Source organism: Leptospira kmetyi serovar Malaysia str. Bejo-Iso9 (genome assembly GCF_000243735.2).
Taxonomy (GTDB): domain Bacteria; phylum Spirochaetota; class Leptospiria; order Leptospirales; family Leptospiraceae; genus Leptospira; species Leptospira kmetyi.
Window position 1 is genome coordinate 1,430,218 of record NZ_AHMP02000003.1, and the last position, 25,030, is coordinate 1,455,247.

At 45.8% G+C, this 25,030-nt stretch carries 25 protein-coding genes; 3 read left to right on the forward strand and 22 right to left on the reverse strand.

The features are described 5' to 3' along the window. Positions 1-10: 10 nt before the first annotated feature. The 15 genes from LEP1GSC052_RS09005 to LEP1GSC052_RS09080 form a co-directional block, all read right to left on the reverse strand. Positions 11-862: a hypothetical protein gene (locus LEP1GSC052_RS09005; RefSeq protein WP_020985766.1), complete on the reverse strand. Its 852-nt coding sequence runs from the start codon at positions 860-862 to the stop codon at positions 11-13. A 146-nt stretch (positions 863-1,008) separates the two neighbouring features. Next, positions 1,009-1,983: a hypothetical protein gene (locus tag LEP1GSC052_RS09010; RefSeq protein WP_020986620.1), complete on the reverse strand. Its 975-nt coding sequence runs from the start codon at positions 1,981-1,983 to the stop codon at positions 1,009-1,011. Further along, positions 1,980-3,194, reverse strand: coding sequence for a baseplate J/gp47 family protein (locus tag LEP1GSC052_RS09015; RefSeq protein WP_010575475.1), 1,215 nt, complete (start codon positions 3,192-3,194; stop codon positions 1,980-1,982). Before LEP1GSC052_RS09015 ends, LEP1GSC052_RS09010 begins: the two co-directional genes overlap by 4 nt. 2 nt (positions 3,195-3,196) lie before the next feature. Further along, a complete protein-coding gene (locus tag LEP1GSC052_RS09020) occupies positions 3,197-3,541 on the reverse strand; it encodes a DUF2634 domain-containing protein (RefSeq protein WP_010575476.1) in 345 nt (114 codons plus the stop codon). Further along, positions 3,538-4,221, reverse strand: coding sequence for a Gp138 family membrane-puncturing spike protein (locus LEP1GSC052_RS09025; RefSeq protein WP_010575477.1), 684 nt, complete (start codon positions 4,219-4,221; stop codon positions 3,538-3,540). Before LEP1GSC052_RS09025 ends, LEP1GSC052_RS09020 begins: the two co-directional genes overlap by 4 nt. Beyond that, positions 4,218-5,036, reverse strand: coding sequence for a phage protein (locus LEP1GSC052_RS09030; protein WP_020985843.1), 819 nt, complete (start codon positions 5,034-5,036; stop codon positions 4,218-4,220). Before LEP1GSC052_RS09030 ends, LEP1GSC052_RS09025 begins: the two co-directional genes overlap by 4 nt. After that, positions 5,033-5,371, reverse strand: a complete 339-nt coding sequence (locus tag LEP1GSC052_RS09035) for a phage baseplate plug family protein (protein WP_010575479.1) — start codon at positions 5,369-5,371, stop codon at positions 5,033-5,035. Before LEP1GSC052_RS09035 ends, LEP1GSC052_RS09030 begins: the two co-directional genes overlap by 4 nt. A gap of 20 nt (positions 5,372-5,391) precedes the next feature. After that, positions 5,392-5,994, reverse strand: coding sequence for a phage baseplate protein (locus LEP1GSC052_RS09040; protein ID WP_010575480.1), 603 nt, complete (start codon positions 5,992-5,994; stop codon positions 5,392-5,394). 2 nt (positions 5,995-5,996) lie between these two features. After that, a complete protein-coding gene (locus tag LEP1GSC052_RS09045; protein ID WP_010575481.1) occupies positions 5,997-7,637 on the reverse strand; it encodes an LIC12611 family phage tail protein in 1,641 nt (546 codons plus the stop codon). 34 nt (positions 7,638-7,671) lie between these two features. Then, the gene (locus tag LEP1GSC052_RS09050) at positions 7,672-7,890 is read right to left on the reverse strand and encodes a hypothetical protein (protein ID WP_010575482.1); all 219 of its coding nucleotides are present in this window, start codon (positions 7,888-7,890) and stop codon (positions 7,672-7,674) included. Positions 7,891-7,933: 43 nt separating this feature from the next. Then, on the reverse strand, positions 7,934-8,320 hold the full coding sequence (locus LEP1GSC052_RS09055; RefSeq protein ID WP_010575483.1) for an LIC_12613 family protein: 387 nt from the start codon (positions 8,318-8,320) through the stop codon (positions 7,934-7,936). Continuing rightward, the gene (locus tag LEP1GSC052_RS09060) at positions 8,320-8,730 is read right to left on the reverse strand and encodes a phage structural protein (RefSeq protein ID WP_010575484.1); all 411 of its coding nucleotides are present in this window, start codon (positions 8,728-8,730) and stop codon (positions 8,320-8,322) included. The genes LEP1GSC052_RS09055 and LEP1GSC052_RS09060 overlap by 1 nt, the downstream gene beginning before the upstream one ends. 13 nt (positions 8,731-8,743) lie before the next feature. After that, positions 8,744-10,123 (reverse strand): DUF3383 family protein, encoded by a 1,380-nt coding sequence (locus LEP1GSC052_RS09065; RefSeq protein ID WP_010575485.1) that lies wholly within the window; start codon positions 10,121-10,123, stop codon positions 8,744-8,746. After that, positions 10,120-10,644, reverse strand: a complete 525-nt coding sequence (locus LEP1GSC052_RS09070) for a phage neck terminator protein (RefSeq protein ID WP_010575486.1) — start codon at positions 10,642-10,644, stop codon at positions 10,120-10,122. Before LEP1GSC052_RS09070 ends, LEP1GSC052_RS09065 begins: the two co-directional genes overlap by 4 nt. Positions 10,645-11,123: 479 nt before the next feature. Next, positions 11,124-11,492: a helix-turn-helix domain-containing protein gene (locus tag LEP1GSC052_RS09080; protein WP_010575488.1), complete on the reverse strand. Its 369-nt coding sequence runs from the start codon at positions 11,490-11,492 to the stop codon at positions 11,124-11,126. A gap of 295 nt (positions 11,493-11,787) precedes the next feature. On the opposite strand from LEP1GSC052_RS09080, the gene LEP1GSC052_RS09090 reads away from it, so the two are divergent. Then, on the forward strand, positions 11,788-12,039 hold the full coding sequence (locus LEP1GSC052_RS09090; protein ID WP_020985616.1) for a hypothetical protein: 252 nt from the start codon (positions 11,788-11,790) through the stop codon (positions 12,037-12,039). A gap of 134 nt (positions 12,040-12,173) precedes the next feature. On the opposite strand, the gene greA is transcribed toward LEP1GSC052_RS09090, so the two are convergent. From greA to LEP1GSC052_RS09120, 5 genes are all read right to left on the reverse strand, one after another. Beyond that, positions 12,174-14,954, reverse strand: coding sequence for a transcription elongation factor GreA (greA, locus tag LEP1GSC052_RS09095; protein ID WP_010575490.1), 2,781 nt, complete (start codon positions 14,952-14,954; stop codon positions 12,174-12,176). 212 nt (positions 14,955-15,166) lie between these two features. Then, positions 15,167-16,111: a flagellar filament outer layer protein FlaA1 gene (flaA1, locus tag LEP1GSC052_RS09100; RefSeq protein WP_020986382.1), complete on the reverse strand. Its 945-nt coding sequence runs from the start codon at positions 16,109-16,111 to the stop codon at positions 15,167-15,169. 23 nt (positions 16,112-16,134) lie between these two features. Next, positions 16,135-16,854, reverse strand: coding sequence for a flagellar filament outer layer protein FlaA2 (flaA2, locus tag LEP1GSC052_RS09105; protein ID WP_010575492.1), 720 nt, complete (start codon positions 16,852-16,854; stop codon positions 16,135-16,137). A 312-nt stretch (positions 16,855-17,166) separates the two neighbouring features. After that, a complete protein-coding gene (locus LEP1GSC052_RS09115; RefSeq protein WP_010575494.1) occupies positions 17,167-17,997 on the reverse strand; it encodes a hypothetical protein in 831 nt (276 codons plus the stop codon). A gap of 3 nt (positions 17,998-18,000) precedes the next feature. Next, complete coding sequence (locus LEP1GSC052_RS09120; RefSeq protein ID WP_040913419.1) at positions 18,001-19,035, reverse strand: LIC10775 family protein; 1,035 nt, start codon at positions 19,033-19,035, stop codon at positions 18,001-18,003. A 578-nt stretch (positions 19,036-19,613) separates the two neighbouring features. Between LEP1GSC052_RS09120 and LEP1GSC052_RS09125 the strand changes: the two genes are divergently transcribed. Further along, positions 19,614-20,711 (forward strand): alcohol dehydrogenase catalytic domain-containing protein, encoded by a 1,098-nt coding sequence (locus LEP1GSC052_RS09125; RefSeq protein ID WP_010575496.1) that lies wholly within the window; start codon positions 19,614-19,616, stop codon positions 20,709-20,711. A 200-nt stretch (positions 20,712-20,911) separates the two neighbouring features. Here the strand turns inward: LEP1GSC052_RS09125 and radA are convergent, their stop codons facing one another. Together radA and LEP1GSC052_RS09135 are read right to left on the reverse strand one after the other, a co-directional pair. Then, the gene (gene radA / locus LEP1GSC052_RS09130; RefSeq protein ID WP_010575497.1) at positions 20,912-22,291 is read right to left on the reverse strand and encodes a DNA repair protein RadA; all 1,380 of its coding nucleotides are present in this window, start codon (positions 22,289-22,291) and stop codon (positions 20,912-20,914) included. Further along, positions 22,288-22,926 carry a ribonuclease D gene (locus LEP1GSC052_RS09135; RefSeq protein ID WP_010575498.1) on the reverse strand — a complete coding sequence of 213 codons (639 nt, stop codon included), beginning with the start codon at positions 22,924-22,926 and terminating at the stop codon, positions 22,288-22,290. The genes radA and LEP1GSC052_RS09135 overlap by 4 nt, the downstream gene beginning before the upstream one ends. A 121-nt stretch (positions 22,927-23,047) precedes the next feature. Between LEP1GSC052_RS09135 and LEP1GSC052_RS09140 the strand changes: the two genes are divergently transcribed. Further along, positions 23,048-24,988 (forward strand): glycoside hydrolase family 36 protein, encoded by a 1,941-nt coding sequence (locus tag LEP1GSC052_RS09140; protein WP_020985946.1) that lies wholly within the window; start codon positions 23,048-23,050, stop codon positions 24,986-24,988. Positions 24,989-25,030 lie beyond the last annotated feature (42 nt).

Consider the following 25,030-nt stretch of genomic DNA (forward strand, 5'->3'; position numbering starts at 1 on the left):
ACCATTTTGATTATGCCACTCTTACTTTGTATTTTACCGCAATATATGCCGGAGTCGTTTCAGTTCCAAGACGAACGGCTCCTCCCGCCGGATCATTTTTAGGCGTAAGATCTTCATAACCTCCAAGCCAAATTGCATTATAGCCATAGGTTCCGGAATTAAAGGAATCATTCAAAATTTGCTTGGTAGATATCAAAAATCTTTGAAACTGGTCCTGTCCCTCGAATCCGGTTGCACCACCATCATAATTTCCGCCCAATGCTTTCGCCCTATTTCCGTGTTGACCAGCCCCTCTTGCAAAAATACCTCTTCGATCGGGAACATTATATGTCGTTGAACCATCTCCAAAACCATATTCCACATTTGTAATCATATCCCCCGTCTGCGAAGCGGTAAGATCCACGATAGTTCCGCTAGCGGTGGTAGAAATTTGAAAATCGTTTGTGGTCGGATTACGGACGTAATATTTTGTAAGCGCCGTAACTCCACCACCCGTAAAAGCAAACTTGACCAACTGACCTTCGACACAACCGTGCGCCGTGACGTTAACTCGATCCGTCGCCGGCGTCATGCTCGTGATCGTTTTATGAATCAAATTCCAAAGCGCTGAAAAACTCGTACGCGAAATTGCTTGCGCATTTGCTTCTTTAAACAAAGCGGAAGAACATTGATCCAAATTATCCTCTACGATTCCGCCCAGAGGAATCCGAGCCGTTGTAAGATTCGAATCGGTTTGATCGATTCTATCTTTTAAATATTGATCGTTCGAATAGAGACGATCGACTTCGTCATCGATCAAATCCCCATCGGCGGGAGTAGTCCTACTCCAGGTAATGGTTTTTGACGGATTGAATATTGCCATATTGACTCCTTTAATTTTTATATAATATTCTAAATTTCATATGTATTTACGAATCAACTCGAAGATCTGATGCATTCTTACGTCAGTCACGTTAACAGAAAAGGATAAACATACAAAAAGAACAAGTCCTGCATATAACTCAGACCTTATACAAACTCTTCGTGAATCGCAAAGTCATAAACGATCAAATTGTCCTTAGGCTTAGAAGGAAATGTTTTCAAAAAGACCAAGTTCCCATCTCGATCAAATAACCCGAGTTCGTTGATTCCCGCTCCGATAGCCTCTGCTTGTTTGATCGACGTTTTAAAAACTCTCGAACCATCCGAATTGTTTTGAATTTCAATCGACTTTCTCAAAACTTCGTTTTGCAATCCGATATCGTCTGCTTGAGGAATTCTCGGCGTTCCAGCGCTCAAACCGCCGATCCCGAACGCAATCTGGCTCGGTAAAATTTTTACGTTTGGAATCGAAAGCATTGTGACACCGTTCATTGTCCATGTTTGGTCTAACGCAGATGAGCGCCGAGCCGAGTTGTAAAGTCTTCCGCCTAACGTGGACATTTCAAATCGATACCGAATGATCGCTTTCACTCCACCCGCTCGAATTTGCGCCATCGCTTTGTTAAACTCCGGGGCGACCACAACCGAATCGACCGAACCGGAAAAAATGACTTCGATCGTTGCAGGACGTTTCGTGCTTCCGGAGAGAGGATATTCTCCGTTTAAAGTAAGCATTGCGTCCAAGAGCATCGGCTCACCGCCGTAGCAAAGTTCTTTGATTTCATATAACGTTCCCGTTCCCGCGAGGATTTGCGAGCCGATCTCGTTCATGGAATGAATATCGCCTTTCGACTTTCTTTTTTGTCTTGCGATCGAAAGAAAAACCCTATAACGAAAATCATCCATCCCGTCTCTGGGTTGTTTTAGATTTTTACCGATCAGATCCAGAATGGCACCGCTCTGAGTTCTGAAGTCGGTCACTCCCTTGGAGGATTCGAGCACGTTACGCGCTTCGTTTAACAATTCAAGATCGGCTTTCCATTTTTTTCCGATTTGAGAATCTTCCTCTCTCGTAAAAAGGGAAGAAGGATACTTTTGAAGAACTTCATTCAATTCGGTCATATGAGGTTCACCTGAATATTCGCCGTGATCAGCTTCGCTCTTTGACGACTGTTGATCGAAAGTTCGTCCAAAGTCGCGGGAGAAGATAAACCGACCTTTGCAGTCATGGATTTAATTCCTAAAACTTTAACGGAATCGTATTCGCTGAGTCCGCTCTGAGACGCGATCAACTTCCAAGAGAATACGTCTGCACCGGTTCCGTCTCCTTTGAAAGCGGTGGAAGTCGCGCCGATCGTGTCGACGCCGCCGACTACTTTGATACAATTCGTTTTAACGATCGTTTCCGAACCCGGAACCCAAAGAGCTAAATCTCGAACGATATCGATCTTTACGAAAACGAGAACGTCGGCAGGACGATTGAAGTGATACGTTCTTGCGACGCCCTTCGTATCGAGAACGGTCGCGTTTTGAGAGCCGAAAGATTCGATTCCTCCGGGCCAGTTTCTCAAAAGAGTTTCGCCGATTTCTTCGGGGGTTCCTCCTTCGATCACCGCTTCCATCGAATGCGGAGGTCTACCGTCCACATCGACAAAGTCGGTATTGTTTTCGTAAACGATCGCGGTTAAAACGGATTCTATCTGATTCAAAACACCTTGTACGTTCGCTGCGGAAGAACCTCCGTTGATTCCTTCATTTAAGAATCGATTCAAATACTCGACGTCGGTTTCGATCGATCTTCCTCCTCTCGCGGGTTCCGGGTTCGTAACGGAATCCACACCGGCGATCGCGGTATTGATCGTAGTGATCGCGTTAGCCGCAACATCTCCGTTGATTCCGTATTCGAGACTCAGGGCTTGCGCGTTTAAAATCACGAATCCTCCGGCAATCACACCGGATTGAATCGTGATGAATTGAAGGCCGCTTCCGGTTTGACAGATCGTTCCCACGTCGACGAAGGAACCGTTCACTCCCAAAAATTTTAATGCGACAATGGATCGTTTTGCGGGTTGGCGTTCGCTCCCTAAAGGATTCAAAACCCGATCCAAAGAAGCGCCGGTCGCGGTATGCGCGAAGTTGGAATAAAAAACGGATTCCGCGAGTTGATGGATGGAATCCAACTCGTCCGCGAGAATTCTCATTCTCATTCCGTCCTCGCTCAAGATAGAAAGATCGATGTCCTGTCCCAAACTCGTTTTATATTTTTCCTCGAGATCGGAAAGAATTTCGTCTCTTGTCTTACGAATAAATCCCTGTTCAGTCACACCGGCCATAATCAAACCTCCTCCGTTACGGTTCCGAAAATAGTATTTGCAGAAAATTGAATATGAATTCTTCTTTCGGAATCGTTCGATTCCACGATTTCGATATTGTTTACCGAAACGGTTTCCGGATCTTTGATGAGAATTTTTCGAATCTCGACCAACACTCGCTCTCTTGGAATTTTCGTCGAAAAAACCGTGAACCAATCCAAACCTACGAGCGGTTCGTAAACGGATTCGCCCAAAGAAAGACGAATCGCGTGTTTGATTCTTTGCGAATAATATTCGGCGTTTTCCAATATTACCGGCTTTCCTCGGAAACGGACGACGTCCCCGTTTTCAATTTTGATTCCTTTCATCCTATCTTCACCTTGTTCGAAAGAATTTGATCCACTTCCGCCTTTCTCATAGTGAGTTGATTTACGACCGAAGCTCCGAGACCTGCGGGAGCGCCGAGAGTGGTGTTCGTAGTAAACGCTCCGGCGTTGTTTATAAAAACGTCCAAAATCGCTTTGATCAAATCGGCCAACGTTTCACCTAACACCGCGTATTCGGAAAGATCCGCTATGCCGCCTTGAATTTTGATACGATCGTCCTCCAACTGAATGAGCGATTTACCTTCTTTATTTCCGATGATTAAACCGGATTGACCCGCCGTAGTCGCCGGGGCCTCGGTCTCTCCTTTAAAGCCGCTCACGATGCAAGCGCTTTGAAGATCGAATAAGGAATCGGAAACGACCGAACTTACGCCGCGAACCGCATCCGAAATATCGTGCGTGGAAAAGGAAATCCAAACCTTGTCCCCTCGTTTGTAATCGGGTTTGATATAAAAATCGCCGGCCCACAAGGTTCCCACCCTTACGTTGGAAAGAATCGGAAAGGATTTTTCCTCACCCGCTCCGTCCTTTTGTTTAAACGGAATTTTAACGTTAGCCGTCATCTCGTTCGGATTGAAGGAATCTATGATTCCGGGCAAACCTACTTGAACCCTAGAAAGCGATTTTTGCATCGCGGCGAGAATCATTTCATCGAGACTCATAAAGGCAACACCTCCAATTCGGAATAACATTCGGATTTAAGCGTGGAAAAAAAATGTTTCCCTTTTACGATCCTACAATCCGCGTCGAGACCTCCTCCTTTTACGGAGACGATCACATTCTTTTTGAATTTATGTCGAAACAGGCTTTTGATTTTCCAAGTGGTCTGTTCTTTTTCCGGAGTTCCGATCAAACCGGAAGAATCGTCCAAAAAAATCGCGCTCGGTTTTTTCTGAGGTTGTAAAGAATCAATGTGAAGAAGACCGTCTTGAAACCAATATTGCGTTTTGGTCAAAGAACAAAAGCGACGGATACAATCGCCTAACGAAGTATTGGCGCTGAAATTTATGATCTTATTATCGGCGATGTTGATTCTTCCCGGCTTGAGATCGCCTCGATCCAGAATATCGAGAATCACGGTCATCGCAGGAAGTTTACTATACGTTTTCATAATATAAAAACTCGACCATGCGCCCGCGTTTGCGCTGATCTGAAATTCCAGAATCCGATTCGTTCCGTCTTGTGTCATCTTAGGACGAATCACTTCTCCGCTCACGACCAGACCGTTCTCGTCCTTATAACCCGCGTTTAAAAACGCGCTCGGATATTGCAATCCGCCACCTTTCGACTTACCCTCGATCAAGTTCATCGTATCTTGGTTTACGTTGTATAAGGTCACCGTGGTCAAATTCATCGGACCGATCTCGGTTTCAAACTCGATGTCGAAAGGAGGATACGTGAATTCTTTTCCGCTTCCCGTTTTGGGAAGAATCTCCAGAGAAGCGACTCTTCCGAATAATTTCGGATTTCCGGTCATAACACGTCCTCCATATAAATTTGTACGGTGGAACCCAACGTGCCCCGATTCACGGGGATGTCTTTATATTCTTCCCTGTAAAGATCTTCGAGATCCAAGGGTTTGAGAAGAATTGAAATCGGAAACTCGTCCACGACTACATGATTAAAAGGAACTCCATACACAAGACGGGAAGAAAACAAATCGTTTCCGTCCTGATCTCTTACGAGAACCGTGATAAAATCCCCCACTTCGTTGTACGCGAATTCGAATTCGTAATCTTTGGAACCGATCTCGTAAGTGTTGCGGATCGGAAATACGTTTGGATCTACGGGTAAATATTTGAATATTGGCATATACTAAAATTCTAACCTTATTATTTTACGGGCTCTTCCGATTTGGAAACTTCTTTAGTCGGTTTTTTTCCGCCCGATTTCACGCTCTTCAATTCTCTCGTCTTCGCTTCCGCGATCAAAATCGGAAAAATGGAAATCGAAATCGGAATGTCGTCTCCCGTGTCCTTGGATTCGGAAAAGGAAATGTCTCCGAGAAGAAGATTCGGAATCTCGTCCACCGACCTTCCCAAGTATCGTTTATCGGGATCGTCCGGTTCAACGTAACGAAAGATAGAAGGCAACATCGATAAAACACGGCTGATAATTCCGCCGGTCCCGTAACCCAATAACGTAAGAAGGGTTCCGCTCGTCTGCCAAGCGATCAACGTTTCCAATTTTTCATCGACCGTTTTGTTTGATAGGGTCAAAACTCCGAACGAGGAAGATAAAAGAGCGCTTAACGTGATTCCTCTGTTTCCCGGAATCACATGGTCCGTCAGCATCGTTTTTCCTTTTTCCTTTTCGACCGTGTGTTTCGTAATTTCCGCCGGATACGTATATTGCAAATCGAAGGAAACGTTCATCTCGATCTCAACATCGCCGTCCGTAAGCGCGATCGTATCTCGTCCCGTTATCATTCCCATGATTATGCTCCTTCCGGCGTAAGACCGGATGCGATCCCGATCTTTAACGCGATTTTATCCAGTTCTTTTTCCAAATAAGACGCGAATGCTTTCGCGTCGTCTTTCGTGCTCGCAGAACCTAACACTAAATTGGCGATATTTATTGATATAGGATTGGATCCGCCTCGATTCTTTTTAGAATTTCCTAAAGTTCCCAAGTCCTTTACGGCTACGACGTTATCGTCCGGGTGAAATTTGACGATCTCGCCGTGTTTTGTAATCAGAGCGTCGTTCACATTGGTGACGTTTCCGGTCTCAGCGGGCGGAGCTCCCGACGCTTTCAAAAGACCGAACAAGGATCCGATCTTGGAATTCTGAAACGAACTTACGAGACTCATGAATCCGTTTTTTACGGCCTCCAGTATTCTATTAAAGTTTTTGAATATTAGAATGATCCCGCCGATAACCAACCCGATCGCGACACCCGCTGCGATAAACGGAATGAGAGGAGCCACTGCGCTCCAAGCGGCGACCGCAAGCGCACCGAACACTCCCACGACAACGCTTCCCAAAAGGATCATGGTCGTTTGTAGTCTTTCGGACGCATCTTCTCCCGTGGTAAAGTAATCGATTAAATCCGAGAACATATCGAAGAGAGGTTTCATCGATTCCACCATTTTCGTTCCCATATTTTCCGATAAACGGCTCATTCCTCCGTCGAATCGTTCCAAGATCGAAGACGCTGTTTTCATATCCTCTGCATAAGAATTTTGTAATGTTTTATTCTTATTGATCGCTTGAAAAATCAGCTCTTCCCTTGCGATTCTTTTGTCCGCTTCGGACATTCCGGAACGGTTGATCTTCTCGAAATCTTTGGAGTAAGAGGAAAAAAGAGATCCGCTATTTTTTAAGAATTCGTTATTACCCGATTCGATCGCGTCAAAAGCCTGCTTCATAGACGAAGACAGTTCATTCCCGGTCAGCTTACTTGCCATTTGGAGACCGGAAAGATTCTTCGTGATAAAATCGATCGATTGTCCCGATCGAATCGCATCATCCGCGATTTTTGTAAGTTCCGCTTGTGTATGAAGTCCTTTGGAAGTTTTAATCGTGTTATTGATCGCGGTTTGAAGTTTGGAATATCCGTCTCCCGCCAGATTCTTTAAGATCGATCTTTGTTTATCCAATTCGATTCCGGATTTAAAAGATGGAACTATAACCTGTTGAAAAGCGAACGTAGCGACCGTGCTTAGGTTTGAAAAAGCGCCGCTCAGACGGGAAGTCTTTGCGGCATTCGTAGCCAACCCCGAGTCCAAAGCCTTGACTTTTTTTCCGGCGTCATCGGCGGACCTTGCCATCTCCGAAAACGGATTCGACAATTTCGCCATTCCTTTCAATTTGGAAGAAAGACCGCTCAGGCTCGAGTCGAGTTTTTTTGTCTGTTCCGTAAAAGTCGATAATTCGGATTTCTTACTCGCAAAACTCGAAACGGAATCCTTCAATGCCTTCCAAGATTTGACTCCTCTTTGAGAAACCAAAGTCATCGCATCAGAAAAAGCTAATACTTGATCCTTTAGTTTTTTTACGTCCTTCTCAATTAGGGCGAAGGAATCCTTCGGATCCACAGAAATTTTTATCTTAACGTTTACGTCCCGCTCGGCCATATTCTTTCCTATTCCAATCCTTTTTTATCGGAGACTAAAAACCCGAACCGTGAATCAGTTTCGCCAGAAACTTCAGTTCTTCCGCTTTTTCTTCCGCTTCTCTTTTTTTCCTGCGATCCACCACTTCCAATATTTTCATATAAAGAACGGTGGGCGCGTCCTCGAGCTCCTTGCTCGTAAACTGCGCCGCACCGAGGATGAAAGGTTTCCAGAAGAAAAGTTCACGATCGATCTCTTCATCAATCCACTTCATCCATTCTTCCGCGGAAGGGTTGTATCTCAGATCCGGGAATCGTTTATTCCAACTCCCACTTAAGAAATCGATTCGCTACATTCAGCCAGACCTCCACGTGATTCGGCTCAATGATGTCTAACGTAGGCTCGAAGGAATGACCCATCGGTCTGACGCAGAACTTGAAGAATTTGTCCATCAGTTTATCCTGATTGAGTCCTTCGGTCAAAGAGATCGACTCTTGTCTCCAACGGAGAGCCTTACGATTTCCCGGATGTTGAAGTTTATATCTGCGTCCGTCCACGAAATGAATCTGTGCGACCTTCGCGTCGTCGTCGATCGTCTCCAAAATCGGTTCCGATGGAAAAACGGAAACTTCCGATTCCAGCGATTCCTTTTTAACGAAAACCCTTTCCGGTTGAACCGAGTCTTTCGAAACGTTATCCGTCATCATGCGGTTATCACTCCTTTGTAATCGGGAAGAAGAAACACCCAGACCATGTCCTTGTATTCTTTTCCCTTTTCGATGTTCGGTCTTTCCCAAACTCTTCCTTGTGCGGAGAAACCCAACATTCCGCCGTCGCTCTTATCCTTGATCGTAAACACACAGGGAAGTCTTCCTTCTCCCAATGCGAAGAAGTATTGGTTCTCGGGAGAATCACCCATAAGAGTCAGAGTCAACTTTACTCTTCCGTCATATACTTCGGAGATGTTCCAATCCCCTTTAATTCCCACTTGAGAGAGAATATACTCTTTCGTTACGGGTTCGATTTTAAAGAACCCGTCCGCTTGGCTCATGCCGGACACGTCTCGTCCGTTGCAGTTCACGTTTAATTTCTTTGGATCCCAAATACCGTTCATTCTTGATTGCTCCTTAGGTTAATTCGCCGTCGATGTCGACTTCGTTGATCGCTCCTCTCAAGCGGCACGAGAAAGTGATGTTGGGAAGAATCCGATTGTTGCGATCGTTGGTCGGAATTTCGTCTATCGTTTCGGGAAGATCGATCTTATACTGATAATCTCCCAGATCGGAACGGACTTTGTCGGATTCGTTTTCAACGGGTGCGATGATTCCTTGAACGCCCGCTTGAGAAAAAACTTCGCGCATTCTCGCTTCGATCATCTGAATTCCTTGAATCGTATAAGGAACGACGTCTGAGTTCAGAAAAAGACTCGTGATGTTCTCATTCAATCGCGCCTTCAACCAGGAACGATTCTCTACCACATCCGCATAAACGTTTCCGGTTGAAATACCGGGATAAGGAACCTGTTTCCCGCCGAAGTCCACGATCAGATTTCCGTTGTCCGCAAAGATGGAACTTGTTTGAGAATTCGTGTAACCGGAATTCTCCACTCCGTCGAGAGGCAGATAAGCGTAGTTATACGAACCCACTCTTCGAGGAGCGGAATTTCCGACCCACGCCGCTTCCGGAAATGAATCCGGATTTTTATGAAGCGTAAAGAATTCCCAGATGGAATTTCTTCCGGTAAGAACGGTTGCATCGTCCGTGCAAGCGAAGAACATCTTCTCGATGGAAGCGAGATAGTCGCCTAACGCCTGTATTTCGGACTTCGTATGAGTGGTCGCGATCGTTTTGAACCAAGCGTCCTTTCCCGAATTTCTCAAAGCCGCGATTTCCACGGAAGCGTTCGCCCAAGAAGTTAGAAGAAATACCGCGACGGTTTTCGGTCTTGGAGTTTGTCTGAAGATTTTCGTTGCTTGCAGATATTCCTTATCCGAAGAAACAAAACCCAACTCCAAAAGATCGTCCGCGGAGGAAATCTCCATATATCTTTCGTAAGCAAGAGGAGCTTGAGCGAATGCGACAACGATTCCGCTTCCGGCGCTTGCAGTCTCGATTACGTTTACGATCTTAGTGGCTCCCGCGATATTGGAAACGGCCTCCGCGGCGAGTTTGATCTGATGCGCCGTGGAGGTAGCAAGACCGCCCGCATCCGTCGCAACGTTAACCGAAATTACGTAAGGATCGATTTCGGTTCCGGTTCCCGAACGAACCACGGTCAAAGCCGTATTGTTCCCTGCGACGACGTATTTAACTTGGATAAACACGGTCCCCGAAGTGGCCGATTTCCAGATCAGTCCGCTCGGACCGCTGGATACTTGTAAAGAATAGGTTGGCGCTTTGATTCCGAGAATCAAAGGTAACCCGAATCCCATTTGAGAAACCGGAGTATTTCTAAGAAATAGATTGATACTGATCGGCTCTATTTTAGAGACTGTTTGTGCGCTCATGCTTCCTCCTGATATTCAACCGTTGGTGCGCTCGCGGTCGATTCGCCTTGTTTTTCATTATACTTTCTTAATTTGAATACGATGTCGAAACTCGCCTTGTAAAGATACGTCGCGCTTTCGGTTAAAACGGTTTTGTCCTGAATGTTCGGAGAAACGAGAACCGGAGTGATTCCGAACTTCTCGCATTCGATCATTCCTTCTTTGGAATCGAACCAATCCATCGACTTTTCGGAGAGCTCCCAACAAGTCGCGATCGAACTGTCGTGTAAGAATATTACGTTAAGCGAAACCGCTTGATTGATCCTGGACGTTTCCTTAAAAGTCGCGGAATCGATCGCCTGAATTTTACGCGATGCGTTTGCGGAAGAATCCTGATTCAACTGAACGATTTTATAAGTTCCGTACGGAAACGTAGTGGGCAAACTCGTTTGATCCGCGAGAACGAAAGGAATCGGGGGATCCGGCTTAAAGATCTCCGTAATCATTTTGTTCATCGCCGATTCTATATCTTCGAAATTCATGTTTCCGATTCGTCTCCTTGAAACCGATGCGCCGAGTTTACGACACAAGTCGGAGGAAATCTACGTCGCCAACGAACGGGATAGACCGGAATTTCCACTCGGTCCCAATGTGAAAACGAAACGAGGTTCAGGGAAGAATGGAGAACGCGGGTTTTGTTCCCTGCAAAACACAAGGCATTTTTGGTTGAGGATTGGTTTGTCGGTAGAATTGATCGGGTCAAATTCGGATGGACAAAAACGGAAACGAAGAAAGGTCCGTACGCGGCCCACAAAAACCTTCAAAAGCCACGGAAATCAATCGGATTAGAACATTCTAAAATTCTTAAATACTAAATCGATGCAGAGAGGTTTCCAACGGAGCCAAAACGGAAACTGAGCGTATAAATTCGAATCCGAACAAACGCTCTTCGTCTAAAATAAAAGGCAGGAACCGAAACTAAAATCTTATATCCGACCGTTTCTTCGAAAGAATCGCACGATCACTCGCACGAATCGTCCGATTCCACAAAATGAGATCTAAAAAATTCTTCGACGCCGATTCGGGAATACAAAACGCTTCCGTCTCGGAGCTTCCAAAATTTTCCGAGCAATCCTTCTCTACGATAATCTCCCACTCTGCGAACCGAGCGTTTCAACAAGGCCGCGACTTCTTTCGGAGTCATCGTATCTCTTGAATCCTTTGGAATCGCGGGATCGTAGTTCGACGTCGACGCGGGCAAATTCCGAACCGAATTCTTAGAAGCGGAATTTTTCAACAAAGAACCTTCCTGGGAAAATCCGACAACCTTCTTCGACGAACCTTCGCTTTGAGGGCGGGTTTGGTCCGTATTCTTTTTGATTTCAATCATAGGCCAAACGAAAGAACGGGATCGAATTTTGTCAAGCGCCGATCTATATTCATAATTTTGAATCTATTTTCAGGGACCGAGTGAACGGAAAAATAGACTTGAAATTCTCCCGAAAACTTTTTTCAAAAGAAAACGTCTAAAAATTTTTCGAACACGGAGTTTTTGTCCGGGGTCGGAAATAAACTGTTTTGAAAGGAACGGGAAACGAGGTTCAAACATGAGCCTCGAAGGATCGATTCGGCTTCGTTGAAAAGGAGCGAGATTGTCGGAAGATTCGCAAGTAAAGGAGAGAAAAATGGCAAATATAATCAAAAGAGATCGAGTGAGAATCCGCTTTCTCTGCGATCAAGTTGGAGAACTCAAAACGAAGGGATTGAACGTGAGATCGGTATTCGACCAATGTTGGAATCGAATTCCGGAAACGATGATTCAAAAACTCAACGCGGAAGAACTTCTTACTTACATGCAACGGCATATTCTACCGGTCGAAGTGGCTTTGCTCACCGCGGAACGGGAAGCGGAAGCGTATAAAACCAAGTCCGCGTAAATGTTATGGCGACAAGGCCGAAGATCGACGACGGGCGCGTACGCGAACGTCAGGACAACTCAGGACAAAAAAAAATCCCGAATTCCAAACCGGAATCCGGGATTTTAGCACATTCTAATATTCGAATGTGATTCTTAGTCTTCCTGGCTCTGAAGCGAGAATCTTCCGATTTCAAGAACCGTATAACGCGTTTCCGCGCCGGTAAGGTTCAATACCGCGGAATCCCCAGTCTTCTTGCCGAGAAGGGATTTTGCCAAAGGAGATTGGTAGCTGATGATATGTCTTTCGGTGTCCGCGTCCCAAGCTCCGAGAATGGAGTAAGCGACAACTTCTCCGGTGGATTCGTTCTTGAGTTTCGCGGTAACGCCGATGTTGATCTTGTCCGTTTTGACGTTGGTAAGATCCAAGATGATCGCGCTTTTGATTTCCGCTTCGAGTCTTTTGATCGCGGCTTGAAGCTGAACTTGTTTTTCCATCGCGGCCTTGTATTCCGCGTTCTCCCGCAAGTCCCCTCTTTCCTGGGCCTCTCCGATATCCTTGGAGTTCTCCGGCATTTCCACGTTGAGTAAATGTTCGAATTCTTCCTTTTTACGGTTGAGGGCGCGTCTTGTGACGAGAATCGCACCTTCCGGAATACGGTTGAGAATATCGTCGTCCTCTTCATCCTCGTCTTCGTCTTCCTCCCAAGCGATGTCGGGTTTCAACTCGACGATCAATGCATACAAACGTTCCTTTTCAAGATCCGTAAAGTATGGAACTTCCTTATAAAGAGCGTATAACTTGCGGATGTATTCGGAATCTCCGGCGTTGATCGCTTCGCGTAAAACCTCGTCGTCGTTTCCGTGGAGAATTTCCTTGGACGCATTTTTGAGCTTGGTTCCTTTGTCTTCGATCTTAGCGAGAGGTTTGAACAAACGAAACACTTTCAGAATGAGCTCGAGACGTTCTTCCGGTTTGGAGGATACGAGCCATTCTCCTTCCCAAGTTTTGGTAAGAATGGATTTCGCAACCCAGATGAAAACTTCGGGAGCTTCTTTAGCCCTCGCGCCCGCGGATTTGATAAACGAATTGAGAAGATCGAACTTCCCTTCCTCTTCCAAAATGGAGAATACGTATTTGTTCACTTTGATCGGAACTTCGAAAAGAATTCCGGTCAAAACTTCTTCCGGGTTATGCGCGTGTTTGCGGACCAGATTCACGTAACCTTTTTTGATTTCCACGTTTCCGATCTTCGTAGAAATTTCGGATAACGTGCTTACCGGTAAGGACTTGATCAGATCGGCGATTTTTTGTTCGGTCAAATGTCTCGGAATTTCTTCGTCTCCGAGTTCTTCCGACGCGGCTTGCAAATACAAGAAAGCCACCAGCTTACGAACCGGATCCGCCGCTTCCTCTTCTTCGTAATAAAAATGATTGAATGCTTCGATCGCACCTTCCGCGTCTTCGCGGTTGTCCAAGGCTTCCATTGCGATATCGAGCTTTTTGTTCGCGTCCGTCTGGTGCGTGAACTTCTCGGATAATTCTTCCGACAAGGAGATCGCTTTTTCGCGGTAAACGAGTTCGTCTTTTTTCTTCGGATCAAAACCGATGTTCGGTTCTTTTTTGATAACGTTCTTCGCCTTATTCCACCACTTGGACCATTCCGCCAAAGGAAGGAATTTTCCGGAAACTTCGGATTTGATATCGGCGGTCAACATTCTGTTGTCGAAAGAAGTCAGCAATTCCTTGAAGAAGTCGGGAATGTTGTTCTTGAAAAGATCCACGATCTCTTCCTTGTTTTCGTAGAACTTCACCCAGATATGATCTTTTTTCAAAGGTTTTAAGCTGGTGATCGCCATTTGGATCGAAAGTTTATGATCTTTCTTATCCTTAAAGTCTACGAAGATGGAATCTCCGTTAGGCGAAATCGAAGTGATCTTTCCCACGCCCCAGTTTCTGTGAAGAACGTAGTTGTTCGTGTCGAACACGATGTTTCTTTCGAAGTTCGCGATACAAACCTTGATCGGCTTTCTGTTGTTTCCGATCTCGGACATCTTGAGAAAATCCTCAAGAAGGGAATGATTCGCATACTTCGCTTTATACGCACGGATGAGTTCGTTTCTTGCTTTGTTGGAAGAAGCCTCGTGCTCGAGAATCTTCTTTAAAAGATAAATGACCTTGTCCCAGTCTTCGAGTTGTTTGTAAGGTTCTACGATCGGATAAAGATAACCGACAAGTCTCGTTCTTTCGCGATGACCCAACATGATTCTTTCGATTCTTTCAAAGAATTGAAGGTCCTCGTGGTTGTTGCTTACGATGATCGGCCAGATCTCTTCGAGTTGAACGTAGTCTTTCGTTTTTGCGAAAGTTTCGATCGCCTGTTTGAGATAAGTGATCGCGCGTTCTTTGTTTTCTTCTAATATGGAGAGTGCGTATTTTTTGAGGATCTCGGGGTTTTTGCGGTCGTGTTTGGCGAGTTTTTCGAGAACAACTTTGAGTTCCTTATTCTTCTTTAACTTTTCAAGAGCCTCGGCCTTGTACTTCAACGCGAGTCTTTGATCCCCGTATTTCAGGATCTGATCGGTGATGTGTTCGATGATCGCCCACTTCCCCGCTACTTTAAAAGATTCTAATAGGTTTTTTAAAAGACCGGAATCGCTGATCTCTCCTCTTTCGAGGGAAAGAATTCCGAGTAAATAACGTGCGGAGATACTGTCTTCGTGCTCGCCGAGATATTCTTCTATTTTTTGTTTGGCTTCGTCTATTTTTCCGGCCGATTTATAAAATTCGATGAGGTCGTCAAAAATCTTAAACTTGGATGCGGGAATTGAGTTCGCGTCCGTGCGAACATAGATTTCTTCGTTGAAAAGAGATGTCAGCTTATCCAGATCGCTGGCCGGTCTGGATTCCGTAGTTGCTGATATTTCGTTAGACATAGGATACTCCACCGATTGAGTCTCGGCTTGATGAAAATTGGGACTTTGGGGTTAAATTCCTCTCTGACAGCCCTGTATTTATCAATTATAGCCGAGTTGGCTTATCCGTAAACCAGAATTTAGAGAGAGGGGGATTTCCCGGTAAAACCGTTTTTTCGGCCTCACCGAGAGAGAATAAACGGGATTTAGAACATCCCGTTGATGAAGAAATCTTATTTACCTGCCGCTCCACCGCCGCCGCATTCTTTGTCGACTTTGGTCTTGAGCATCTTGTCGAGTTTGTGTTTGCTCTTACAGTCTTCGTCGTCGAAGTCGATGGACGCTCCGTCGAAGTGAACTTCGAACACGTCCGAAAGAACTCTTAACTCGTCGAAGAAAAGATACACGGTTTCACCGCTCGTATCGGGACGGGAACGAATCTTAAACTGTTTGAAAACGATCGTCTTCACTTGCGGATAAGAATTTACGTCCTGAGGAACTCCTTGAGGAATTCCAACCGTAAGAGGTCTCCATCCGATAAAGTCGAGAGATCCGAACTGAAGAATATGAGTGTCGCCTTTCCAGTCTTCGATCCAACCTTCGAGGTTGTATTCGTTTCCTCTTCCGCAGACCCAAACCGAAATCGCCTTACTCACACCCGGAAATTCCACTCCGTAAATTTTGGAGATCTTTCTTTGGTTGTTCGAATCCAAGTACGATTTTGTACGAAGCACTTCGTATTCCGGAACTCTCGGAGGACGAATCGTTACCGCATTGTCTCCCGGAAAAGTGAACTGAAACTTAACGCCGAGAACTTTCGCGGTTCCCGCGTCCACGTTCTTGATGTCTCCGGGTTTACCGGAAATCAACTTCACTTCTCTCAAAGACTGCGCGTTTTGCGCGGTCGGTTGATATTGCTGTTGTCCGTTTTGCGGTTGTTGCGTATCCTTATCGGTGGATACTTCCCAACCGTAAGCCGCGGAAGCCGCCGGGTTATCCCAGGATTCCACGGTGATGGATCTGAGTTCCATTCCGCTTACGTCGATCCCGGTCGCGGTGTCGATTCCGCGTTTGCTTTTGATGATGTTTTGTCCGTTAACCAGCCCCAGAAGAATCGCTCCTCCGAGAATCGTAGTCAGGGCCGCTGTAATTTTGAACGAATTCATGAACCTTCTCATGTCTGCTTCCTTTCTTTTGAAGATTACCAGTTATCTTTAATTTCGGATCCGGGATACTTCGCATCCGATTTATCGGCGCGAACTTCCAAATCATCCACATAAAAGTAGAATTGTCCGCCTACTTCGTGAACGTCGCTGGTTACGAACAAGGATACGAAGTGTAGATTCTTATCCAGAAGAGCGAAACGAGTACTTTGCGGAACGTAACCCGGAATCGTCGCGGTCAGTTTTCTCCAACCGAAATAATCCAATCTTCCCAAGCGGATGTTATGAGTGTTTCCTCTGTAGTCTCTCAGCTTCGCGAAAAGAGTGTGACGGAATTTTCTTCCGAGCGCCCAGATGGACAACTGACGCGCCTTTCCTTTTACGACATACTCGTGAGGAGGAAAAACTTCCACTCTGTCAAAACCTCTGTTTGTGTAGTTGGTTTTAACGCCGAGAATGTGGTTCTTTTCGATCTGATCTCCTCCGTTATCCGGAACCGTGTTCTCGTCGAACACGTCTCTCATCAGACCTCGTTGAACCATTTTGAGAACCTTGGTTTCTCCGAGCGGAGTCGTGGACTTAGCTCTCCAGTCTTCTGCCTCTTCGAAATTCTCGAGAATGAGTTTCTCAAGAGGATCCGGCGTAGCTCCTGTTTGCTGATTTCCACCAGCCTGATTGTTTCCGGTCTGCTGGCTATAGACACCTGGTACAGCAAGAATGCAAAGCAGTCCGGCAAGTAAGATGATCTTCTTCCTCATGAGAATTTCTCCTGGTTACAAAATACAAAAATAAAAAATCGTTTTAGAGACGGATCGCGGGATTCTTCAAAAAGAGAATCACGGACGGAGAGAAAATCTGATTCTACTACCCGTCTCTGTATAAATATCGGAAGATAAAGGATCAAAATTAGCAAACGAAAAAGTTTTTTGAGAAATCGAAGATTTTTTTGCGTGGAGCGACGGCCTAAGTTGCGACCCTTCGGAAGCGACTTCCGAGTTCCGACTTTTCGACGCCTCGCAGGAAACCGCGCAGTTCCGACTTTTCGAAAAAGGTCCGTCGACCATTCTCCCCTATTTCTCTTTCGTGAAGAATTTCCCCAAAAAGATACAAACAAACCAGGAATAGTTCAAGAAAAATAACCCCGAAAGCCCGTACATTCCCGCGCGAACCAGCTTCTTTTCGGGATCTGCGATCGGGCGAAAGATCGTAGGATTATCGGGAATCGGAAATTTATAAATTCTCCCCGCATCTTGCACCGAAAGTTTGTAATACGGGTAGAGAGAATGGGTTTTGAGATTCTCCCCCCAAAAAAAGACGGAATTTCCCCAAGTGCAGTTGGGCAATTCCATTCTTTCACAAGCGACCCAAACGTGAATCGGATCGCCTTCCTTCCAGTTCGCGGAAACCAAGGGCGCGACGTGAAAGTAAATTGTTTTGGCTCGTTTGGGTTCCGACTTCGCTCGGCTGATCGCGGATCTCGATGAGACATAGTTATCCAGAATTTTTACTCCGCGAAACACGAGAATCCGATCGTTTCCGAATTCCCGGCTTTGCGCGAGGTCGGTGTTTTTTCCGACCGGAAGTCCGAGGAAGAATCCAATGCTATGACTGATATAAAGCGAGGAAACTCCCGCTGATAAAAGGCTTAGGAAAAGCGCGACGTAGAGGAGATTTCCGAACTTCGTGCTGAGTCGGATGACCAAAAACAAAAGAGGTAGAAACGAAAACAAAAGCAAAGCGGCGGTCAGTAAAACCGATCCGTAAATTCCGAGCGGAATAAACAGAAGCGCCATTCCGTCCACGAGACAAAAACCGATCAGCAATAGTTGCCAATGGGAATTTTGCGAGGGCGGTCCCGGCGGATACGGACGATCTCCTGTTTTTACGAGCCCAAAAATCATAGCCTATTCGACGATCAGTTTCTGATTCAATTGTGACCAGATTTGTCGGATGCGATCAATCTGTTTTTCCGGCCCGGCTACGGAAAACAAAAGTCCCCGATTCTCCCGTAAATAATATTTTTCCAAAAGAATCCAGGAAACCTTTCTTCCGTCCTTTCGATACGTATCGAATCTACTTACGTACGAATCGTCCTCTTTTTTTCTTCGGAAATTCGTTTCTCGGATCGTTCGAGGATTGATTCCCCGTTTGAGATCCCAGAGTTGGAAATAATTTTTAGATGTGTAGACCGCCGCGACCGGATGATAGGTGAGACCGATCGTAAACAGAATCCGATCCGGTCTGTAATACAGAAATTTTTCGGATTGGGATTCGTATTTTTTTTCCCATTCTCCCTTTTCCTGTTCGGTCGGGAGGGTTTGATAAAACCTTCGGATTTTCCAGATATGATCGCCTTCGTTTCCGCTTTCGGGCGTTTCGAGTTCCGGAAAATAATGTTTCCAATCGTTGGTCGTTTCGAGGGAGAATCGAAACGGTTCACTTTCAATTTTTAGAATATTCTTTTTTGCGCATCCGTATGGATCGGTGAGATCGTCGACCTCGGATTTTTTGTGAGCCATGTGTTTCATCAAACGGCTCAATTCTTCTGTGGCGGTTTGATATCCTTCGGGTACGAGTTTGCCGAATTGAAACCGATAACAAAGTCCGACTCCTTTCAACAATCGAATCGCGGAATACGGTTCTCCGTGTTCCGCCAGAATCGTGGCCTCGCTTCTGTGAACGTCGAGTTCGGATACGTCCGGAAAAACTTCTTCGTATTCCCGGTCGATGAGGAACTCCACTCTTCCGTCTTTGTAAAATCTATAGTTTCTTCCTCGCAGGTCGGTCTTCCATACGAAATGCGGACTTCCACGAAAGAATTTCATGACCTTGTTGTATAAGACCGCCTCTTTTTGTTCTTGGTCTTCGAACCAGGAACCTCGCAGAAGCGGATCGATTGTCTTCGCGGTTTCGGAATTTTGCGGAGAAGGGTTTGTCACGGCAGGGTTTTGATTTCCGGTTTGTGTTTGTGAAACGTTCGGTTGTCCAGGCGCGTTTTGTGCAAACGAGGAAATAGAAATCAAACAACAAACGAACGCGATCGAAAAAATCAAAACGCGCTTTTGGTTTAAAGTTCGGATGAGAATGAGAATTCTAAACATAGTCGTTTGCAAAAAATGTTTCCGATCGAAATCGAGATCATCCGAATTCTTTGAATTTTTTGGAACGCTTTTCGAATGAAGTTCGGAAATCACCGGATTCTTAGCTTTGGAGACGCTCGCTTCCGCGTCAATCATTCACAAAGACGCGATCCGGACCGAAAGGCGTAAGACCGGTTCTCATTCGAGCTGAAAATCCAAATAGAGAACCAACGACTTTTTTTCGGAACATCCTACAAATTTTTCATCGAACTTTCAACATTAAACTTAAAACGTTTCGATACGAAATAAAGAAACATATTCAGTTTTTATAAACTTAAATTCTTCCTTCGACGCCTTGCTTAAGTATTAATTGACAGTTCCCGATTTTCGATCCAAATTTAGGAAAGAATTTTCTGACGTTAAGACCGAGGATCTGTATGAAACCATTGACTTTTATTAAAAAAGGCGTTTTAGAATGGAGGGAAGTTCCCGATCCGAAATTAGAATCGAGGGAAGACGCTTTAGTACGCCCTTTTGCGGCGGCTCGTTGCGATTTGGATTATCCTTTTCTTTTTAGAGATTTTCATTCCATTCTCCAGAGAGGGTTACAAAGACATTCGATGGATGAAATGACCCTGCACGCTTGGGGACAAACTCCATTCAAAGGCCCTTTTCCGTACGGACACGAATGTGTGGCAGAGATCGTTTCCTGCGGCGATAACGTCAGAAATTTCAAAGTAGGAGATAAAGTAATCGTACCCTTTCAAATTTCCTGCGGTAAATGTTTATCTTGTCAAAAGGATCTGACCGGATTGTGCGAATCTCATCCGAGAAGATGGTATAGTTACGGAGACATGGGCGGAAATTGGGGAGGAGCTGTAAGCGATATCGTACGAGTTCCGTATGCGGATTCGATGTTGATACGAATTCCGAACGGAGTCGACCCGATCGGTTTGGCAAGTGCGAGCGATAATATTCCGGACGGATATCGAGCCGTAGGCCCGTTCTTAAAAACGAATCCGAATTCTCCTGTTTTGGTCGTTGGGGGCGGCGCTTTTAGCATCGCTCTTTACGCCGCCGCGATCGCGGTCGCAATGGGATCTCCGCAAGTGGACTACTTGGATACCGATCCTCTTCGCTTGGAGATCGCAAAAAAAGTCGGTGCGAATCCGATCGATGGAAAGCCGGAAGGTTCCCGCGGATCCTATCCGATTACAGTCGATGCGAGTGCAGCGCCTGCGGGATTGGATTGTGCGATTCGTTCCACAGCTCCGGGCGGAGTCTCAACGAGCATCGGAATCTACTACGAAAAAGGAACCCCTATGCCCTTATTCGAAATGTGGATCAAACAATTAAACTTTAGAACCGGAGTTATAAACGCGAGAATCGAAATACCCGAAATTTTATCCCTGGTTCAATCGGGACTTTTAAAACCGGAACTCGTAACGACAAAACTCGCAGATTGGGAAGACGCCGAAAAAGCCTTCTTGGACCCGACTTTGAAAGTTGTAGTACATCGAAAGACTTTATTTTAAATGAGTTCCCGCAAACGAGATCGGTTCCACAAAAAAACTTCGTTGTAAGAGTTCCCACGCGGTCCGGTCGAACAACCGATCCTTGGCAGAATGCAGGAGTTCCCACATCCTTGACGCATAGAACAACTCCGTGGTAGTTCCTACATTTTCCCCGATCTTACGTTCAGCGACCGCGCCAAGACGGAAAACCGCGGCCAATTTTAATTCGCGCCGGGAAACAAAGAACGAAGATCGTTCAAGGAGCGAATTCCTTGGATCTGAATGTCCAAATTCTGATCCAGTTCGCTTAAATTTCCTTCGGGAAGAATGACCTTCTTCATTCCGACGCCCGCGAGTTCTTTGACTCTGAGATTGGCTTGTCCGATGCTACGAACTTCTCCCGAAAGACCGACCTCGCCTAAAACGCAGGTCCCTTTCGGTAAGGGTTGATCCAGATAACTCGAAATGATCGAAGTGCAAATCGCGAGATCCAAAGCGGGTTCGTCCGCGTTCAAACCTCCCGCGAGGTTGCTGAATATATCACATTCTCCTAATTTGATTTTGATATACTTTTCGATCACGGCCGCGAGAAGAATCACACGACGCGTATCCGGACCTTCCGCCATTCTTCTGGCTTGAGCGAATCCTGTTTTACTGACAAGCGCCTGCACTTCCACGGTTAACGCGCGGCTTCCTTCGAGAACGGCGCTGATCGCGGAGCCGCTTCTTTCTTCCGCGCCCGCGCTTACAAAAATACGATTGCGATCGCCTACTTCGCGTAAGCCGCCCGAAAACATTTCAAAGATCGCAAGATCGCCCACGGCGCCGAAACGATTTTTCACCGCACGAAGCAAACGATAGTAGTTCAGTCGATCCCCTTCGAAGTACAAAACCGTATCGACGAGATGTTCCAAAATTTTAGGACCTGCGATCGTTCCTTCTTTGGTGATATGACCGGTCATCAAAATCGGAATTCCGGTTCTTTTTGCGGTTTCGAGAAGGACCTGTGTACATTCCCGAAGTTGTGTGACGGTTCCCGCTTGATTGGGCAACGCTTCTCTTGCAATCGTTTGGATCGAATCCACGAACACAACGGAAGGTTTTTCTCCTTCGATCATGGCCGCGATATTCTCTGCAACCGTTTCGGAAGTAAGAAGAAGTTTCGAGGTTTGAATTCCCATTCTTTCGGCGCGCATCCGAATCTGCGAGGGAGATTCTTCCCCGGAAATATAAAGAACGTTTTTGTTTGCCTGTGACAGATAACGTGAAACTTCGAGAACAAGAGTGGACTTTCCGACACCGGGTTCTCCGCCGATCAATGTCAAGGAACCGGGAACCAATCCCCCGCCGAGAACAAGATCCAATTCTTTCAAACCGGTTCCCATTCTCGTGAGAGATTCTTCCCCGACTTTATCCAAGGGAGTCGGTTCCTTATACGATTTATTCTTCTGAGAATTTCCGTTGGAGGAAGCGAAACGTTCTCCGCCCACTTCCTCGACGATCGTGTTCCAGTTCCCGCAGGATTCGCACTTACCGGCCCAGCGGGAATAATCCTGACCGCAGGACTGACATACGAACGTTCGGATCAGTTTCTTTTTCAATGTTCGAAAAGAGCGGGCATCTCAAGCCAATCGATCTGGTTGAAAACGGGAAGACAAGCGAACGCTTCTCTTGCGAGAGTTTCCCTTCCTTCTCTCGCGAGGATTTCGGTCAACTTCTGTTCGAGGGAAATCAGATACTTCACGTCCCCGCTCGCGTAGTCGACTTGATCCTTGGTGAGAATTTTTTTACCCCAATCCGAGGACTGATTTTTTTTATCGAGAATCTCATCGTAGAATTCCTTGATGAGATCCTTCAAACCGTGTTTGTCCGTATAAGTCCGCGCGAGTTTGCTCGCGATCTTCGTGCAGAAAACGTTCTGCAAAGAAATTCCCAAACGATAACGCAGAAAGAGAGAATCCATTCTCGCGAAATGAAAAATTTTTACGATCTCCGGATTTTCGAATAAGGACTTGAGAAGAGGAGCTTCGGTTTGATCGGGAAGAATTTGAACCAAACTTACGTTATTGGAAGAATCGCAGATCTGAACCACGCAGAGTCGATCTCTTCTCGGATTGAGTCCCATCATTTCGCAGTCGACCGCTAAACGATCGTCCGCCTTGTATTCCTCGAATCTTTTTTGAGAGAGATCCCCCGGAAAAAGCTCCGGTTTTATAGTTGAAGGTTTTGGAGGCATAATTTCATAATAATCCGTACCGCGCGGTTTCGGGAACCAAAAATACGAAACGGGGACTGCGGAATTATAGAAAAGTTCCCGTTCGAATTAGAGAAAAAAAGCGGCCAAGAAAAAGAGAAACATGAGAGCCATTTTAAACTACAAAGTCTATGAGGATTCCTTTACATCCTCTTTTGAAATTTCAGGAAAAGAATTAAAGAGCAAAAGCGATTGCGGAAATTTTTCGCTTTCACTCGGTCATAAAAAAACGGGGAAGAATGAAACCTTCAAACCTTCTCTGGAATGGATCGGTGAACAAAGACCGAAGGCGGGAACAGAAATTCTCACCTTGGAAATCGAACTTCCTCCGCACGCAATCGAAGAACCGAAGATCTTTCAACACGGTTATCAATCTTGGAGTCTTTCGGCGGTTCATTCTCTTTCGGACGTGGACGAATCTCCTCGTTTGGATTTTCTTCGATATTCTCAGGAAAACGTTTATACGAATCATTCCGGAGAAAGCGGCGATTGGCAGAGCGAAGGTTTGCTTCTTCTCATTTCCTCTTCAAAGGATCCGCACTACTTTGCGGGCGCGATCGGTCCCGGAGAACAAGGGATTAAGTTTAGAGTCGTTTCCCCCCAAAGAAAAGAGGCTCTGGAGAATTCCAAAAAACATTCTTGGATTTCAAACTCGGGCGTTTCTTTGATCTATGATTTTTATCGTTACGAGGATTTCAGAGGAAACAAACTTTCTCTCACTCCGGTCGGCGTAACCCGTTTTACGATCGAACCCGAATCGTTCTTAAAAAAGTATTTTAGCGAATTAGGAAAAGCTCATAAAGTAAAACTCTCGACGACTCCGGTTCCCACGGGTTGGTGTTCTTGGTATCACTACTACACCAAAATTTCGGAGAAGATCATTCTCAAAAATCTTTCTCTCGTAAAAGAGAAAAAACTTCCGATTCAACTCTTTCAGATCGACGACGGTTATCAAAAGGAAATCGGAGATTGGCTCACCACGAACGATAAATTCCCCGGAGGAATGAGACTCATCGCGGAAGAGATTCGACGCGAAAAACTCACGCCCGGAATTTGGCTCGCTCCCTTTTTAGTCAGAAAGAAATCCGAGTTCTATCAAAAATATCCGGAAGCGGTTTTAAAGGATCGGGACGGAAAACCGGTTCCCGCTCTTTGGAATCCTCTCTGGGGAATGGACTACACGTATTGTATCGACGTCACTCATCCCACTTCCCGAGACTTCTTGGAGAACGTTTTGAAAACGATCGTAAAGGATTACGGTTATCCGTATCTCAAACTCGACTTCTTATACGCGGCTCTTCTTCCGGGATGGACATACGACCGGGGAGTCTCGCCCCACAAACGTTATACGGACGCGATTCGATTCATTCGTAAGGTGGTGGGCAAGGACGTTTTTCTTTTGGGTTGCGGCGCTCCGATCTATCCATCGATCGGACTTTTTGACGCGATGCGGATCAGTTGCGATGTCGCTCCGTTTTGGGGAAGGGAAAAGAAAAGAATTCTCGCCAAAGACAAACACGCGCTTTCCACGGAAAGAGCTTTGATAAACGACATCACACGTTCGTCGATGCACAGAAATCTTTGGTACAACGATCCGGATTGTCTTTTGGTCCGCGAAAACAAAAACGATATGAATCCCGCGCAAACGAAATTGATGGCGAGCGTGATGGCCGTAAGCGGAGGAATGATTCTCGTGAGCGACGATCTTGCTCTCATCGGCGAGGAAAGATTGGAACTTCTCAAAAAGACCTTGGAACTCGGCGCGAAGTGCAGAAACAAAACTCCGATTCCGATCGGAATCGCATCGAGTTTGTTTCCGAACGCGATTTATAATCCGGCAGGCTTCTTAGGAATTTGGAATCCAAGCGAAGAAGAAAATACGATCGACATCAAAACTCCGTTCGTATCCAAGTTGAAACAATTCCCGGATTATTGGACCGGAAAAGTTCCCGAATCCTTCGAGTATTCCCCGAAAACCGGAATCTTAAAATTAAAACTTCCCGCGTTCGGCTCGGTGGTTTTACAAACCGCAAAAGTTGTTTGACTGAATGAAAGGAAGATATAAAATTCCAACCGAAAAAACGAA